At 68.6% G+C, this 16,620-nt stretch carries 15 protein-coding genes; 6 read left to right on the top strand and 9 right to left on the bottom strand.

From position 1 onward, the window contains the following. Positions 1–104: 104 nt before the first annotated feature. The 7 genes from P2T65_RS02815 to P2T65_RS02785 all read right to left on the bottom strand — a co-directional run bounded on the left by P2T65_RS02815 (position 105) and on the right by P2T65_RS02785 (position 7,662). A complete protein-coding gene (locus P2T65_RS02815) occupies positions 105–1,133 on the bottom strand; it encodes a hypothetical protein (RefSeq protein WP_276199147.1) in 1,029 nt (342 codons plus the stop codon). Further along, positions 1,099–2,472 carry an MBOAT family O-acyltransferase gene (locus P2T65_RS02810; RefSeq protein WP_276199146.1) on the bottom strand — a complete coding sequence of 458 codons (1,374 nt, stop codon included), beginning with the start codon at positions 2,470–2,472 and terminating at the stop codon, positions 1,099–1,101. The genes P2T65_RS02815 and P2T65_RS02810 overlap by 35 nt, the downstream gene beginning before the upstream one ends. A 139-nt stretch (positions 2,473–2,611) precedes the next feature. Next, complete coding sequence (locus tag P2T65_RS02805) at positions 2,612–3,631, bottom strand: TIGR01620 family protein (RefSeq protein WP_276199145.1); 1,020 nt, start codon at positions 3,629–3,631, stop codon at positions 2,612–2,614. A 4-nt stretch (positions 3,632–3,635) separates the two neighbouring features. Continuing rightward, positions 3,636–5,081, bottom strand: coding sequence for a YcjX family protein (locus tag P2T65_RS02800; RefSeq protein ID WP_276199144.1), 1,446 nt, complete (start codon positions 5,079–5,081; stop codon positions 3,636–3,638). A 27-nt stretch (positions 5,082–5,108) separates the two neighbouring features. Continuing rightward, positions 5,109–5,636 carry a histidine phosphatase family protein gene (locus tag P2T65_RS02795; protein WP_276199187.1) on the bottom strand — a complete coding sequence of 176 codons (528 nt, stop codon included), beginning with the start codon at positions 5,634–5,636 and terminating at the stop codon, positions 5,109–5,111. A 63-nt stretch (positions 5,637–5,699) separates the two neighbouring features. After that, positions 5,700–6,716, bottom strand: a complete 1,017-nt coding sequence (locus P2T65_RS02790; RefSeq protein ID WP_071923982.1) for a 4-hydroxyproline epimerase — start codon at positions 6,714–6,716, stop codon at positions 5,700–5,702. A 16-nt stretch (positions 6,717–6,732) separates the two neighbouring features. After that, positions 6,733–7,662: a dihydrodipicolinate synthase family protein gene (locus P2T65_RS02785; protein WP_063189158.1), complete on the bottom strand. Its 930-nt coding sequence runs from the start codon at positions 7,660–7,662 to the stop codon at positions 6,733–6,735. Positions 7,663–7,742: 80 nt separating this feature from the next. On the opposite strand from P2T65_RS02785, the gene P2T65_RS02780 reads away from it, so the two are divergent. After that, positions 7,743–8,426, top strand: coding sequence for a GntR family transcriptional regulator (locus tag P2T65_RS02780; RefSeq protein WP_055457361.1), 684 nt, complete (start codon positions 7,743–7,745; stop codon positions 8,424–8,426). A 358-nt stretch (positions 8,427–8,784) separates the two neighbouring features. Here the strand turns inward: P2T65_RS02780 and P2T65_RS02775 are convergent, their stop codons facing one another. Beyond that, a complete protein-coding gene (locus P2T65_RS02775) occupies positions 8,785–9,630 on the bottom strand; it encodes a MoxR family ATPase (RefSeq protein WP_055457362.1) in 846 nt (281 codons plus the stop codon). Between the two features lie 426 nt (positions 9,631–10,056). Further along, entirely contained in the window at positions 10,057–10,533 is a 477-nt protein-coding gene (locus P2T65_RS02770; protein ID WP_063189162.1) for an Lrp/AsnC family transcriptional regulator, read from the bottom strand. 155 nt (positions 10,534–10,688) lie between these two features. Between P2T65_RS02770 and P2T65_RS02765 the strand changes: the two genes are divergently transcribed. From P2T65_RS02765 to P2T65_RS02745, 5 genes are all read left to right on the top strand, one after another. Beyond that, a complete protein-coding gene (locus tag P2T65_RS02765) occupies positions 10,689–11,972 on the top strand; it encodes a cystathionine gamma-synthase family protein (RefSeq protein ID WP_055457364.1) in 1,284 nt (427 codons plus the stop codon). A 237-nt stretch (positions 11,973–12,209) separates the two neighbouring features. After that, positions 12,210–14,003 (top strand): cation:proton antiporter, encoded by a 1,794-nt coding sequence (locus P2T65_RS02760; protein ID WP_083585970.1) that lies wholly within the window; start codon positions 12,210–12,212, stop codon positions 14,001–14,003. A gap of 127 nt (positions 14,004–14,130) precedes the next feature. Next, positions 14,131–14,514 (top strand): hypothetical protein, encoded by a 384-nt coding sequence (locus tag P2T65_RS02755; RefSeq protein ID WP_055457365.1) that lies wholly within the window; start codon positions 14,131–14,133, stop codon positions 14,512–14,514. 229 nt (positions 14,515–14,743) lie between these two features. Then, positions 14,744–15,295, top strand: coding sequence for a Spy/CpxP family protein refolding chaperone (locus P2T65_RS02750; RefSeq protein WP_055457366.1), 552 nt, complete (start codon positions 14,744–14,746; stop codon positions 15,293–15,295). Positions 15,296–15,416: 121 nt separating this feature from the next. Beyond that, positions 15,417–16,592 carry a VWA domain-containing protein gene (locus tag P2T65_RS02745; protein WP_276199143.1) on the top strand — a complete coding sequence of 392 codons (1,176 nt, stop codon included), beginning with the start codon at positions 15,417–15,419 and terminating at the stop codon, positions 16,590–16,592. Positions 16,593–16,620 lie beyond the last annotated feature (28 nt).

Raw genomic sequence — 16,620 nt, 5'->3', positions numbered from 1 at the left:
CGGTCCGCACCAGCCCCGACAACGCGGTTTGACACTCTCCTTTTGTCGAACTTTTGCGACTTGGCCCGTTTTTCGAGATGACACCATGCGGAGGGCCTGCCTTCTCACTCGGCCGCTGTCATTTTGCTCACCGCTTGCGCGGCAGCCCGCTCGACTTCGTGCGCCAGCGACGCCCGATAGTGGGTCTTGTCGAAGAAGTTGGCCGGGTCGCGATTCTCCGGCCTGTCGCTGCGCCAGTCGAGCCACGCGGTCCGCGGGCGCCCGGCCGCGAGGGCCGCGAAGGCCGCCATGCAGCGGCCCTCGTTGGCCGCCGCCTCGCTGCCGGCGGCCGGCAGCCCGGCGATGAAGACCGGCGGCGAGATGAGGACGACGACGAGATCGGGCGGCAGCCCTGCAAGAACCTCCCGCAACAGCACGGCCGCCGGGAACCGTCCCGTGGGGTCTGCCTGCATGGTCGGCCGCGGCACGGACAGGTCCTTCACCTTGTCGGGCCCGTCATAGCCCATGCCGAGATATTCCGGCGCGTAGTCCCAGTAGCCGTCCGGCCGCGCCCGCTCGCCGTAGCCGGCGAGGAAGGCCACGCGTTCGCCGAGGCGTTCCACGACGTCGAAGCGCGGCAGCCCCTTGAGGTGGGACAGGACGTCCGCGTCGTAGAGCCAGAACGGAAAGGGATGGCGCAGCGGCAGCGCGGGATCGCCCTCGCACCAGAACTCGTCGATGCCGAGCACGACCGCCCGCGCCGTTCCCTCGTGATGCCTGACGAACCAGTCGAGCATGGCGACCTGCTCGCGCGCGCCGGTGCCCGGCACGATCAGCGAGACGAAGGACAGCCCCGTCCCGGCCGACAGCCGCTCGGGCGAGAGAAGCTGGACGTGCGAATTGCCGATGACGGCGGCATTGAAGGACGGGTCGCGGCCCCGGCTCGCATTGGCCGTGCGCGGCCCCTGGGGAGAGACGCCGACGCCCCAGTCGACCGGGCCGCGCCCCGTGTCATACGGATCGAGCACGACGACCGCGCCGAGCACGATGCCGACGGTCAGGACCGCGGCCCCGACGAAGGTCGCGGCGAAGCGGCGCCACGGCGCCGCATCGCCCGCCTCAGAACTGGAAGTAGATGAACTCGTAGTTGGCATCGTCGCCGATCTTGAGAAGGATGACCACGAAAAGGAGGGCGAAGGCCACAGCGAGCCAGCGGTTGGGCGGCAGGCGGTGAACGGCCGCCCAGGCGGTGGGCCCGATCATGGCGACGAGCGCCGCGATCACCAGCGCACGCCATTTGAAGCCCGAGCCGAAGGGGGCGAAGCCGAACATCGCCTCATAGAGCCGCATCGCCGCGTCGAAACTGGTGGCGCGGAATAGCACCCACGTCAGCGCCACGAACAGGAAGGTCAGCGCCCAGCCGAGCACGGCCGGCATGACGACGCCCGTGCGCCGCCAGAGAATGCCCGCGCAAAGGCCGAGGCCGTGGGCGATGCCCCAGAAGATGAAGGTGAGGCCGGCCCCGTGCCACAGGCCGCCGAGCGTCATGGTGGCGAACAGCGCGAAGAGCTGGATGGACAGGCCATGCCGGTTGCCGCCGAGCGGGATGTAGAGATAGTCGCGCAGGAAGCGCGACAGCGTCATGTGCCAGCGCCGCCAGAAATCCTGCAGCGAGACGGCGCGGTAGGGCACCTCGAAGTTCTGGGGCAGCACGACGCCGAACATCAGCGCGATGCCGAGCGCCATGTCGGTGTAGCCGGAGAAGTCGAAATAGATCTGGAAGGTGAAGGCGAGCGTGCCCTGCCAGGCCTGCAGCGTCGTGAGCGCGCCGCCGTTCGCGGCAGCCTCGAAGACGGGATTGGCGTAGCCCGCGAGCGGATCGCCGATCAGCACCTTCTTCGCAAGCCCGACGGTGAGCAGCATCAGCCCCTGCGCGAAACGCTGGGCGGCATCGGTGCGCAGATAGGGCCGCTCGTCGAGCTGGTGCATCAGCTCGGTCCAGCGCACCAGCGGTCCGGCCAGCACCTGCGGGAAGAAGCCGATGTAGAGACCGTAGCGGATGAGGTCGAACCGCGGCGCCCGCCCGGCCCTCAGATCGACCAGATACATCACGTGATGAAAGGTGAAGAAGGAGATGCCGAGCGGCAGCGCGAACTCGTAGCGCGGCAGGCCGAGGTCCGCCGCCGCATTGGCGAGATCGGCGAAGAAGGCCGCATATTTGAAGATGCCGAGCACCGTCAGGTTGGCGGCGATGGCCGCGACGATGAGCGTGGCGAGGCGGGTCCTGACGAAGAGCTGCGCCATCACCCAGTTGATAAGGATCGACAGTGCCAAGAGCGGGATGAAGCGCACATCCCAGTAGCCATAGAAGATGAAGGACAGGACGAGGAGCAGCGGCAGCCGGGCGGCCGGCGCGAATCGCTCGGCGAGCCAGTGCAGGGCGAGCGCCAGCGGCAGGAACGCCAGAAGAAACGCAAAGGAATTGAACAGCATAGATCGGTGTCCACAGCCCCCGCCACGCGCCGGCGCAGCGGGGAGGCTGCACGATCGGCGTTGCGAACCGCGCCCGTTGTGGGAAATCGTTCCCGCAACGTCAATGCGCCTTGCGCCGGCGGCCGTCGGACGGCGACCCTTACTGCCCTTCCGGAGGCTTCGCTGCCGAGCGGTCGAAGAGGCTCGAGGCCACGTCCCCGAGGACCGGCGGCTCGAGCGCTGTGAACGGCAGGGGGCGGCAGACGGCGATGGCCGAAAGGCCGACGCGCGCCGTCAGGAGGCCGTTGACGACACCCTCGCCGAGTTTGGCCGAGACGCGCGCGGCGAGCCCGAGCCCCATCACCTGCTGCAGCAGGCTGTCGCCCATTGCGATGCCGCTCGTCACGGTGAGATGCGACAGCACGTTGCCGGCAAGGCGCAGGAAGCCGAGCGTGCCCGGCCGCCCGCCATAAAGCGCCGCGATGCGGCGCATCAGCCCCGCGACAGAATAGAGCACGAAGGCGACATCGACGATGGCACGGGGGCTGAGCGCGGTGACGACCGAAACCTGCTGCGCCGTCTCCGCCACCAGCCTTCGCGCCCGCCGGTCGAGCGGCGCGAGCAGTTCCCGCTCCGCAAGGCCGAGAAGCTCCGACGCGTCGATCACGGCATCTCCGAGATCGGCGAGGCGCCCCCGGGCGCGCGCCGTCTCCGGCCTCCGGGCATAGAGGGCGGCGACATCGGCGACGAGCTTGCGCGCTCCCACCTCGTCCTTGTCGGCGAGGATGCGCGCGGCCTCTTTCTGCAGCCCCTCGATGCGCCGCTCGCGCAGCATGCCGAGCATTTCGCGCACGACGATACCGAGGAGGCCGGCGAGCGCCAGCGCTGCCAGCGCGAGGGCGAACCAGCCGAGGGCCGGGTAGCTCGCCATGAGATCGCGCACGAGCCGCTCGACGCCGAGCCCCAGCGCGAGCAGCAGCAGCCCGCCGAGCGCGGAGAGCAGCATGCCGAGCCATGGCAGGCGCCGGCGCCGCGGCGGGCGTGCCGTCACCGCCTCCTCATCGGCGATGGCCTCCTCCGGCTCGTGCTCGACGACGATGCCGGGCGAAAGCTCGATCGTCTGCCGCTCCCGGTCGGGCGGCATTTCGTCGAGGCGGAAGGCGCGCGGTCCCTTGCTCATGTCGTCAGGCCAATCGATCGCCGATGAGGAATTCGAGCGCCCGGTCGAGGCGGATGTGCGGCAGCGGCGGCATGCGGCCGGCGGCATCCGGCACTCTGAGCGGCGGGCGGAAGCGCGGGAAGCGCAGGCTGCCGGGAACGACGGCGCCGGAGAAGATCGCCTTCGGGTCATCGGGCAGTTCGCCGGGGAAAATGGCCGCCTCGCCCTCGCCGTCGAAGACCTCGTTGCCCACGCGCTCGCCCGCGCACGGCACGCCGACGATGGCTGGCAGCCGCTCGCCGCCCTCGCGCACGCTTGCCTCGCGCGTCGCCCGCACCGAGGCGAGCGCCAGCGTGTCGACGCGCGCCCCTGCCCCTTCCGAGCGGCGGATGGCGCGCTCGACGAGGAGCCGCAGGATGGCGTCGAGCCGCGCATGGTCGCTGCGATGCAGATGGTCGGCCTTCGTGGCGGCGAAGAGCACCTTGTCGATGCGCGGGGCGAAGAGGCTGCTGACGAGCGTGTTGCGGCCGGCCCGGAAGGCGCCGAGCACCTGGTCGAGCGCGCCTTCGAGCTCGCCGACCGCCCGCGCCCCGGCATCGAGCGCCGCCAGCACGTCGACGAGCACGATCTGGCGGTCGAGCCGCGAGAAATGCTCCCGGAAGAAAGGCCGCGCCACATGGTTCTTGTAGGCCTCGAAGCGCCGCTCCATCTGGCTCGCGAGGCTCGCCGGCGCGTGCGGTGCGCCGGGCCTGACGTCGAGCGGCGCGAAGGTCAGCGCCGGCGAGCCGGCAAGGTCGCCGGGCATCAGGAAGCGGCCCGGCGGGGTCGTCGCCACCGCCTCGGGGCCGGCGCGGAGCGCCGAGAGGTACTGTTTGAAGAGGTCGCTCGCGGCCACCATCTCCGCCTCGACGGCCGGCTTGTCGGGCGCGAGCGTCGCCAGATGCGCGTGCCAGGCGGCCGCAAGCGGCGCCCGCTCCGGCCGCCGGCTCTCCTCCAGCGTCGCGCGCGACCATTCGGCATAGGAGAGGTCGAGCAGGCCGAGGTCGAGCAGCCACTCGCCGGGATAGTCGACGATGTCGAGCGCGAGCGTCGCCGGGCCGGACCGCCAGCCGGGCCGGCGCTCGTAGTCGATCTCGACGCGCAGCTCGGCGATGCGGTTGGTCGACTGCGGCCATTGCCGGCCGGGGCCCGTCAGCGCCGCAAGATGGTCCTCGTAAGCGAAGCGCGGCACCGTATCGTCCGGCTGCGGTGCGAGCCGCGCGCGGCGGATGCGGCCCTCGGACGAGGCACGGAACACGGGCATGGGCGTTACGCCGGTGAGGTGATGCACTAGCGCCGTGGTGAAGACGGTCTTGCCCGAGCGCGCGAGGCCGGTGACGCCGAGGCGCAGCGTCGGCCGCACCGCGCCGGCCGCATATTCGGCGAGGCTCTTCAGCGCATCGACCGTGCCGTCGAGGAAGGACGGCGGCATCAGGCGCGCTCCGCGTCCGTGCCGGCCTCAGTCCTCATCCTCGCCCCCGATCATCTTCGGCGTGACGAAGCGGTCGAGCCGCCCGCCGTGCTCGGCCAAGTCGGCCCAGGACGCGACGTCGAAATCGATCACGGCGAGCCCCGCCGTCGGATATTTCTGGCGCAGGCGGGCAAAGGCATAGCGGTCGCCGTGGCCGACGAGCCGCGTCGCGAGATCGGCAAAGCCCGGGTTGTGACCGATGACGAGCAGCGTGCGCACGTCCGGCCCGGTCGAGCGGATGGCGGCGAGGATGGCGTCCGTCTTCGCCTCGTAGATGCGCCGTTCGTCGCGTTTCGGCACCTCCTCGGCGAAGGCGGGCGCGACGAGGGCCCATGTCTCCTGCGTGCGCTTCGACGTCGAGACAATCGCGAGGTCGGGCACCAGATGCTCGCCGGCAAGGTAGCGCCCCATGAGCGGCGCGGCTTCGCGCCCGCGCGGCGCGAGCGGCCGTTCGTGATCGGCGGCGCCGGCGGGCCAGGCGGATTTGGCGTGACGAAGGAGCATGAGGCGAAGCATGGGCGCCAAGCTAGGCATCCCGCCCCGGCCACGCAAGGGCAGCCCGCCGGGATGCCCCCTGTCTCAGCCGATGCCGTCGACCACCTGGAGGCCGTGGGCGAAGGGATCACGGTCGTCGATGACGATGGTGTTGAAGCCGGTGACGCGCGCCCAGCCCTCGATGGAGGGGATGATCGCATCGTGCCCGCCGACCTTCGCCCATGCCTCGATGCGGCCGGAGAAGGTCGAGCCGATGATGCTTTCATGGACGAAGACATCCCCTTCGCGTAGGGCCCCGCGCGCCGCGAGCTGCGCCATGCGCGCCGACGTGCCGGTGCCGCAGGGCGAGCGGTCAATGGCCTTGTCGCCGTAGAACACGGCGTTGCGCGCGGTTCCCTCCTGCGTCTTCGGCCGGCCCGTCCACATGACATGGGTCAGCCGGTCGATGGCCGGGTTCTCGGGATGGGCGATACGGTGGCGGGCGTTGAAATCCTGCCTGAGCTTTGGGCTCCAGCGCAGGATGTCGGAGGGGTTCACCTCGGCAAGATCGCCGTAGCCCTCCTGCGGCTCGACGATGGCGTAGAAATTGCCGCCGTAGGCGACGTCCACCCTGAGCGGCCCGAGCCCCTCCACCGCAACGTCATAGCCCGTGCCGAGGAGGAAGGACGGCACGTTGGTGATGCGCACGCGCTCGATGAACGGCCCGTTCTCGACATAGCGCGCCTCGACGAGCCCCGCCGGCGTGTCGAGCCTCAGCACGCCCGGCGTCTTCGGGCGGACGAGCCCGTTCTCGAGCGCGATCGTCACCGTGCCGATGGTGCCGTGGCCGCACATGGGCAGGCAGCCGGAGGTCTCGATGAAGAGGATGCTGACGTCGCAGTCTTCCCGCGTCGGCGGATAGAGGATCGCGCCCGACATCATGTCGTGCCCGCGCGGCTCGAACATGAGGCCGGTGCGGATGAAGTCGTATTCGGCAAGGAAATGCTGCCGGCGGGCGAACATGGTCTCGCCCTCGAGCCGCGGGATGCTGCCGCCGGCGACGACCCGGACCGGATTGCCGCAGGTGTGCCCGTCGATGCAGAAGAAGGTGTGGCGCGCCATGATCCGCCCTCATTCGTCAGGCCGCGCTCTTCAGCCCGACGTCCGGCAGCGCCGGGCGCGTGGCGAGCGCCTTTTGCATGACGTCCTCGACCGCCCGGCGCTCCTCGCCCGTGAGCGGCAGCCGCGGCGGGCGCGTCAGGGCGGAGCCGCGACCCATGATCTCCTCGCACAGCTTGATGCACTGGACGAGGTCGGGCCGCGCATCGAGATGGAGCAGCGGCATGAACCAGTCGTAAAGCGGCCGCAGCTCCTCGAAGCGCCCGGCGCGCGCGAGGCGAAACAGCGTCTCGCCCTCGCGGGGAAAGGCATTCGACATGCCCGACACCCAGCCGGCGGCCCCCAGCATCACGCTCTCCACCACCACGTCGTCGAGCCCGGCGAAGAGCACGAAGCGCTCGCCCACCATGTTGCGCATGTCGGTGAAGCGGCGCGTGTCGCCGGAGGAATCCTTGATGCAGACGATGGTGTCGCAATCGGCGAGCGAAGCGAGGATGTCGGGCGTGACGTCGTTCTTGTAGATCGGCGGGTTGTTGTAGACCATCACCGGCAGGTCGGTGGCCCCGGCGACGCCGCGGAAATGCGCCGCTGTTTCGTGGGGCTTGGCCGAATAAACGAGCGCCGGCATCACCATGATGCCGTCGAGCCCGACCCGCGCCGCCTCCCGCGCCGTCTCGGCGGCGAAGGTGGTGGTGAACTCGGCGATGCCGGCGATGACCGGCACGCGCCCTTGGGCGACATCCTTCGCCGCCTCCATCACCGCTACCTTCTCGGGCCGCGAGAGCGAGGTGTTCTCGCCTACGGTGCCGCAGACGATGAGGCCGGAAACGCCGTCGTCGATCAGCCCGGCCATCACCTTGTGGGTCGCCTCGATGTCGAGGCTGAAATCCGCGCGGAACTGCGTGGTGACTGCAGGGAAGACGCCTTCCCAGCCGATGCGCGCTGCCATGGCCGTTCTCCGGAGGGTGAGATTGCCATGAATTGTAGATTGTATAAAATTCATGCTGTCAAGCGCACACCGGGACCCCGATGGACGGCACCCCCCTCACCTCTCCGCTCCGCAAGACGGTTCAGCACCGCACCATCTCGGCCGCCGTCGCCGCCGAGCTGCGCCGGCGCATCCTCGACGGGGAGGTGCCGGCCGGCAGCCAGCTCAGGCAGGATGCGCTCGCCACCGAGTTCGCCGTCAGCCGCATTCCCGTGCGCGAGGCGCTGATGCAGCTCGAGGCCGAGGGGCTCGTAAAGATCCATCCGCACCGCGGCGCCGTGGTGCCGGAACTGTCGCTCGCCGAGATCGAGGAGCTGTTCGAACTGCGCCTCCTCCTCGAGCCGCGCCTCCTCGCCGCCTCTGCCCCGCAGCTGTCGGACGACGACTACGCCCGCCTCGACCGCATCCTGGAGGAATACAGCGACGAATTGCGCGCCCGGCACGTCAGCCGCTGGGGCGAGCTCAACCGCGCGTTCCACCTCTTGCTCTACAGCCGTGCCGAAAAGCCGCGCACCGCCGGCATCGTCGCCAACCTCCTGCAGGACTGCGACCGCCACACGCGTCTGCAACTGTCCTTGACCGGCGGCATGGAACGGGCCGAGGCCGAGCACGCCGAGCTCGTGCACCTCTGCCGCGCGGGGCGCATCGACGATGCCTGTGAATTGCTGCGCGCCCACATCGAGAACGTCGGCCGGGCGCTGCGGCGGTTCTTGGAGGAGCGCTGAATGCAATTCCCCTCCCCCCGCTTGTGCGGGGAGGGGTTAAAGGTGGGGGCGGCTCCGCCTTCCGGACGCTCCGCTCAGATCGCTTGAGATCCCAGGGATTGCCAGCGAGCCCACAGCATTATGCATTCAAGTCGGCGCAGTTGACTTGGCTTGATCCCTCCCCTCAAGGAGAGGGTGGATCGCGCCAAAGGCGCGAGACGGGTGGGGTCAATTCCGGGTACGGCGCGCGTAAATGCCACCCCGCAGGCCCCCTCCGTCGCCGCTTCGCGGCGCCACCTCCCTCATGCGGGGGAGGATCGACGTGCACACCAATTTCAGGTCATCATACTAATCTGCTGGCGCGGGCATCTCGGTGCGCCTACCGCCCCTCGCGCCGCGCCAGGAACGCCAGCTTCTCGAAAAGCCCGACGTCCTGCTCGTTCTTGAGAAGCGCCCCGTGCAGAGGCGGGATAAGCTTGCGCGTGTCGCGCTCGCGCAGGGTCTCGGCGTCAATGTCCTCGGCCATGAGGAGCTTCAGCCAGTCGATGAGCTCCGAGGTCGACGGCTTCTTCTTGAGGCCGGGCACGTCGCGGATGTCGAAGAAGAGGCGCAGCGCCTCCTCGACGAGGCGCTTCTTGATGCCGGGATAGTGCACCTCGACGATCCGGGCCATGGTCTCGTGATCGGGAAAGCGGATGTAGTGGAAGAAGCAGCGGCGCAGGAAGGCGTCCGGCAGCTCCTTCTCGTTGTTGGAGGTGATGACGACGATGGGCCTCTGGCGTGCCTGCACGGTCTCGCCCGTCTCGTAGACGTGGAACTCCATGCGGTCGATCTCGAGCAGGAGGTCGTTGGGGAACTCGATGTCGGCCTTGTCGATCTCGTCGATGAGCAACACCGGGCGCCGCTCCGACACGAAGGCCTCCCACAGCTTGCCGCGCTTGATGTAGTTGGCGATGTCGGAGACGCGCGGGTCGCCCAGCTGGCTGTCGCGCAGGCGCGAGACGGCGTCGTATTCGTAGAGCCCCTGCTGCGCCTTGGTGGTGGACTTGACGTGCCAGGTGATGAGCGGCGCGCCGACGGCCCGCGCGATCTCCTCGGCGAGCACGGTCTTACCGGTGCCGGGCTCGCCCTTCACGAGGAGCGGACGCTCCAGCACGATGGCCGCATTGACCGCGACCTTGAGATCCTCCGTGGCCACATAGGTATCGGTGCCGTCAAACCGCATGTCGTCTCCTGAAACCGGGGGGCGCAGCCTCGCCGGCGACAGTAGGGAGCGGACGAGGACGGGGCAAGCGGGGCACGCCTCTCGACGAAAGCCCGCCCCGCCGTCATGCCGTCGATTGTCGCGGGCATGACGGCGGAGACAGGTACGCAAATGGAACGGGAGGAGTGGCATAACCTCCCCCACCCGTCATGGCCGGGTTTGTCCCGGCCATCCACGCCCTTCCGCCCCCACGCCAGCGTCGCGGCGTGGATGCCCGCGACGGGCGCGGGCATGACGGCGGAGACGGGTACGCAAACGGAGCGGAACGAGCGTGGCACAACCTCCCCCATTCGTCATGGCCGGGCTTGTCCCGGCCATCCAGGCCCTTCGACCCCGCGCCTGCGTCGCGGCGTGGATGCCCGCGACGAGCGCGGGCATGACGGGGGCCTACCCCGCCACCTCCGGAAAGACGGCCCCCTCCTTCACGACGCCCATCACGAAGTTCGATTCGATGGCGGCGATGCACCTGAGGCGCGTCAGCCGCGTCTTGACGAAGCGCTCGTAGGCCTCGATGCCCTCGCCGACGACGTGCAGGAGATAGTCCTGCGTGCCCGTCATCAGATAGCAGGCGCTCACCTCGTCCCAGCCGGCGACCGCCTGCTCGAAGGCCGCGATCTCCTCCTCGTTCTGGCGTGTCAGCCGCACCGAGACGAAGACGGTGACGGGCAGGCCGTAGGCCTTCTGGTCGACCTTGGCGGCATAGCCGCGGATGACGCCCACCTCCTCCAGCCGGCGCAGGCGCCTGAGGCACGGCGACGGCGACAGGCCGATGCGCTCCGACAGCTCCTGGTTGGTCATGCGCCCGTTGCCCTGCAGCAGGCGCAACATGCGGCGGTCGGTCGCGTCGAGCGACATCTGCCCCATTCCCCCTCCATTCTGGCAGTTCCTGCCTGTGCGCGCACATTTGCGCGATCCGATTGGCCGAGCAATGCCAAAGGGCGCACACTAACGTTGAGACAGATCCGTCGGGCCTCGCGGCCGGCGGGACGGGCAAACCGCCAATCGAGGGAACGCTTGTCATGGCATCGTCTGACTACCACAAGGACAAGATCGGCAATCACAAGCTCCATCCCGAGACGCTGATGCTGGGCTACGGCTACGACCCCGCCCTCTCGGAAGGAGCGGTGAAGCAGCCGGTCTTCCTGACCTCCACCTTCGTCTTCCGCTCGGCGGAGGAAGGACGCGACTTCTTCGATTTCACCGCGGGCCGGCGCGAGCCGGAGCCGGGCACCGAGCCGGGCCTCGTCTATTCGCGCTTCAACCACCCCAACAGCGAGATCGTCGAGGATCGCCTCGCCATCTTCGAGGGCGCCGAGATGGGTGCCATCTTCTCGAGCGGCATGTCGGCCATCGCCACGACGCTGCTCGCCTTCGCCCGGCCGGGCGACGTCATCCTGCATTCGCAGCCGCTCTACGGCGGCACGGAAACGCTGATCGCCAGGACCATGAAGCCTTTCGGCATCGATGCGGTCGGCTTCATCGACGGTGTCGACGAAGTGGCCGTGCGCGCCGCGGCCGAGGCGGCGATGGCGAAGGGCCGCGTCAGCGTCGTCTTCGTCGAGACGCCGTCGAACCCGCTCAACAGCCTCGTCGACCTCGCGCTCGTGCGCCGCATCGCCGATGAGATCGGCGACAGGCAGGGCCATCGCCCGATCGTCGCCTGCGACAACACGCTGCTCGGCCCGCTGTTCCAGAAGCCGCTCGCCCACGGCATGGACCTGTCAGTCTATTCGCTGACCAAATACGTCGGCGGCCACTCAGACCTCGTGGCGGGGGCGGTGCTCGGCCGGCGCGAGTTGGTGAAGCCCATCAAGCTGCTGCGCGGCGCCATCGGCACCCAGCTAGACCCGCATTCGGCCTGGATGATCGCCCGCTCGCTGGAGACGCTCAGCCTGCGCATGAGCGCCGCCTGCCGTAACGCCGAGGCGGTCACCGCCTTCCTCGCCGGCCACGAGAAGGTGGCGCGCGTTTATTACCCGACGCTGCTGCCCGCCGAGAGCCCGGCCCGGCGCACCTTCGCGCGCCAGTGCGATGCGGCCGGCACCACCTTCTCCTTCGACATCCGCGGTGGCGAGGCGGCCGCCTTCCGCTTCCTCAACGCGTTGCGCATCTTCAAGCTGGCGGTGAGCCTCGGCGGCACGGAATCGCTCGTCTGCCATCCGGCGACGACCGTCCATTCCGGCGTGCCGAAGGAAACGCGCGAGCGCATCGGCATCAGCGACGCCACCATCCGCATGTCGATCGGTATCGAGCACCCGGATGACCTCATTGCCGATCTGACGCAGGCGCTGTCGGTGGCTTAGCCAGTCGGCAGTCGGGGAAAAGGCAGCCGTCCCATACGGGGAGCAACCTCGTTTCCCGGGCGCATGCAGCGAAGCGGAATGCGACCCGGGAACCGGCGCTCGCGCCTCGCCGCAGGCACCGCACGGTCTGCATCGTCTAGGCCTCGCTCTGCGCCGCGACTGCCTGTTCCTCGCTGCCGATGCCCCATATCCGCGATTGCATCGGCGGCTGCCGCTCGCCCATGATGCCGGGAGCGGATGCGGATTCTGCGCCGCGGCGCGCATGGGCGGGCGATGACAGCGACAGTACCAGTCGAGACTTACAAGGACGCCCTCCTCGTTCTCGCTGCGGCCGGTGCGGCCGTGCCCATGGTCAAGCTCCTCCGCATCAGCCCGGTCCTCGGCTTCCTCGGAGTGGGGGCCGTGCTCGGGCCGCACGGGCTCGGCAACCTGGTCGGCGAGGTGCCGGTGCTGCGCTACCTCACCATCTCCGACCAGGAACTGATGGCGCGCATCGCGGAATTCGGTGTCGTGTTCCTGCTCTTCGTCATCGGCATCGAATTGTCCTGGGCCCGCCTGTGGACTCTGCGGCGCCTCGTCTTCGGGCTCGGCTTCGCTCAGGTGGTGACCTGCGGCGCAGCGCTCGGCCTCGGCGTCGCTCTCGCAGGCGGCGCGGCGGCGGAGGCGCTCGTCATCGGCAGCGCCCTTGCCCTGTCCTCCACCGCTATCGTGCTTGAATCGCTCGCCGAGCGCCGGCGCCTCGGCACCTCCGCCGGGCGCACGAGCTTCGCCGTCCTCCTGTTCCAGGACCTTGCGGTGGTGCCGCTCCTCTTCCTCGTCGGCGTGCTCGGCGCGCGCGAGGAAGGCTCCGTGGCGACAGGCTTCGTCATCGCCATCGGCCAAGCGGTCTTCGCCATCGCGGTCATCGTCCTGATCGGCCGGCGGGCCCTGCGCCCCTTCTTCCGCCTCGTCGCGGCCGCCGACAGCCCCGAGTTGTTCATGGCGGCGGCCCTCCTCGTCGTCGTCGGCACGGCGCTCGCGACCGGCGCAGCGGGCCTGTCCATGCCGCTCGGCGCCTTCATCGCCGGGCTGCTTCTCGCCGAGACGGAATACCGCCGGGAGATCGAGGTGATGATCGCGCCCTTCAAGGGACTGCTCCTCGGCGTCTTCTTCATCAGCGTCGGCATGATGGTGGACATCGGCGGCATTGCGCGCCAGCCCGGCGTCATCCTCGGCGCAGCCGCCGCGGCGGTCGTCGTGAAGACGCTCATCGTGTACGGCCTCGTGCGTCTCTTCTCCGGCGGCCACGCGGTGGCGACCGAGAGCGCCCTGCTGCTCGGCCCCGGCGGCGAGTTCGCCTTCGTCCTGCTCACTCACGCCGCCGCCTTGGCCGTCGTCCCCCGCCCGGTGAGCGACATAGCCATCGCGGCAACGGCCGTGACGATGGTGTTCATTCCCCTGCTCGCGCGCCTCGGCGCCATCGCGGCCGGGCGCTTCGACCGCCCAGGAGCCTTGCCCCCCGAAGCGCAGATGCAACCCGAGCCGGGAGAGCACGGGCATGCCATCGTCATCGGGTGCGGCCGCGTCGGCCGCCTCGTCTCCGACATGCTGTCGGCCCAGGCGATCGATCATCTGGTAGTCGACCGGGACGTGGCAACCGTCACCGCGGAGCGCCGCCACGGCCGCAACGTCTTCTACGGCGACGCAACCCGGCGCGAATACCTGCGCCTGTGTGGCATCGCCGACGCCGCCGGCCTGATCATCACCGTCGATGCCTCCACGGCCGTCGACGAGATCGTCCGCCAGGCGAAGGCCCTGACGCCTGGCATCAAGATCCTCGCGCGAGCCCGGGATGCGCGCCACGCCCGACACCTCTACGGTCTCGGCGTGACGCATGCGGTCCCCGAGACCATCGAGGCGAGCCTCCAGCTCTCGGAAGCCTCCCTCGTCCATCTCGGCGTGCCCATGGGACTGGCGATCGCCGCCGTGCACGACCGGCGCGACCTCTTCCGCAACGAACTGCGCGCCATGCGCGAAGCGCGCGAGCCATGAGCACCGGCCCGCGACATCGGATCCCCGCGGGACGCGTCGCAGGAACGCCCTGACTGTCGGTGCCCCTGTCCGTTTCTGATAGAATGGCCACCCGGCCGTTGACCGACCGCTGACGGAGGAGGCCGACATGAAGGCAACTGCAGCCCTGTGCACCGTCGCGGCTTGTCTTGCCCTCACCGGATGCACCTCGACGATCGAGAGCCGGGAGAACATGCTGGTGGCGGCCGGTTTCCGGATCCGCCCGGCGGATACGCCCGGCATGCGTGCCTCCATCGAGGCCCTGCCGCCAAACCGCTTCGTGCGGCGGATCATCAACGGCAACGTCGTCTATCTCTATGCCGACCCAACCGTCTGCCGCTGCGTCTTCTATGGCGACCAGACCGCCTACGGCACGTACCAGCGGATGGTCTTCGAGCAGAACCTTGCCGACCAGCAACAGATGACGGCCATGATGAACCGGCAGGCCGCCTGGGGCCGGTATTGGGGCAGGCCCGGGCCATTCTGGTATTAATCCGGCCCGAAACGCACATTGACGGCCGATATTCATGCAAAATTCACATTAAATCCATGCATGCACTGCGATATAAATTTACAAATACAGAAATAATCGGCATATTTTAATTGAAATGAACGGTCATTCATATTCTAAAGCAATTTCATTACCGCAACATTGCGGAAGTTTAATTTGAAATCGGGCATCCTGAGGCCCATCCTTGGTCCACATCGAATGGAGGACCACGATGAAGAAAACGATCGTTGCAGCGACCCTTGCGGCGGGCGTTGCCGTCACTCCCCTCATGGCCATGGCCCAGAATGGCCCGCAGCCCGGCGCCGGGCCGCGGGCCGAGCAGGCCGAGAAGCGCGGCCCCCGCTTCAGCGAAGCCGACCGGGCGGCATTCCTCGACGCGCGCATCGCCGGCCTGAAGGAGGGCCTCAAGCTCACGGCCGACCAGGAGAAGAACTGGCCGGCCCTCGAAACCGCCCTGCGCGACATGGCCAAGGCCCGTGCCGACGCCATGCGGGAACGGCGCGAGAGCCGTGCCGAGGGCAAGGAACGTACCGGTGCCATCGAGCGCCTGGAGATGCGCGCCGACTTCATGGAGAAGCGAGCCGCCGAGATGAAGAAGTTGGCCGAGGCCGCCAAGCCGCTCTACGACAGCCTCGACGAGGCGCAGAAGGGCCGCTTCGACGTGCTGATGCGCGCTGGCATGCGCGGTGACGGCCATCGCATGCGCCACGCCGCTTTCCACCACCGTGGCGCTCCGCCGGCCCCGCCGGCTCAGCAGCAGTAAGCGCCCGGCCCTCGGTCGGTCGTTTCGAGACCCGTCAACCCAGCACCTTGGCCGCCGGCATGCCCGGCGGCCCCTTTTTCGAGCCGTCGCGCGGCGCTGCGAGGCCTGCTAGATTGCCGGCATGTTCCTCGACTTCTTCACCGCCCTGCGTGCCGCGACGATCCCCGTCACCTTGCGGGAATACCTGACCCTGCTCGGCGCGCTGGAAGCGGACCTCGCCGAGAAGAAGGCGGAGGACTTCTACTATCTCGCCCGCACCTGCCTCGTGAAGGACGAGCGCAACCTCGACAAGTTCGACCGCGTCTTCGCCACTGTCTTCCAGGGGCTGAAGACCCTCGGTCCGGCTATTGAAAAGGCCACCATTCCCGAAGAATGGCTGCGCAGGCTCGCCGAGCGCTACCTGACGGAAGAGGAAAAGCGGCAGGTCGAGGCCATGGGCTGGGACAAGCTGTTCGAGACGCTGCGCCAGCGCCTGGCCGAGCAGAAGGAGCGGCACCAGGGCGGAAGCAAGTGGATCGGCACTGCCGGCACCTCGCCCTACGGCGCCTACGGCTACAATCCCGAAGGCATCCGCATCGGCCAAGACGGCAACCGCAACTTCCGCGCCGTCAAGGTGTGGGACAAGCGCGAGTTCAGGGACCTCGACGACACGGTCGAACTCGGCACGCGCAACATCAAGCTAGCGCTCCGGCGCCTGCGCCGCTTCGCGCGCACCGGCGCCGCCGAGGTGCTCGACCTCGACGACACCATCCGCGCCACGGCCCACAAGGGCTATCTCGACGTGAGGCTGGTGCCGGAGCGGCACAATGCGGTGAAGGTGCTGCTCTTCCTCGACGTCGGCGGCTCCATGGACTGGCACGTCGAGAAGGCGCAGGAGCTGTTCTCCGCCGCACGTTCCGAGTTCAAGCACTTCGAGCACTTCTATTTCCACAACTGTCCCTATGAGCAGCTGTGGAAGGAGAACCGCCGCCGGTTCGAGGAGACGATCCCCACGCTTGATGTCATCCGCACCTTCCCGTCGGACTATCGCGCCGTCTTCGTCGGCGATGCCTCCATGAGCCCCTACGAAATCGCCATGCCCGGCGGCTCCGTGGAGCACTGGAACGAGGAGGCGGGCGAGGTCTGGCTGCAGCGGCTGTTCACGCAATTCCCAAAGAGCGTGTGGCTCAACCCGCTGCCCGAGGAGCGCTGGGGCTACACCCGCTCCATCACCATGGTGCGCCAGTTGATCGGTGACCGCATGTTTCCACTGACGCTCGACGGCCTCGACCGGGCGATGCGTGCGCTGATGCGGTGAGGCGGCGGCAGGCGGGAGAATTGCAGAC

Source organism: Chelatococcus sp. XZ-Ab1 (assembly GCF_029309855.1).
GTDB classification, from domain to species: domain Bacteria; phylum Pseudomonadota; class Alphaproteobacteria; order Rhizobiales; family Beijerinckiaceae; genus Chelatococcus_A; species Chelatococcus_A sambhunathii.
The sequence above is the reverse complement of the archived record's forward strand: the minus strand, read 5'-3'. Positions and strand labels throughout refer to the sequence as shown.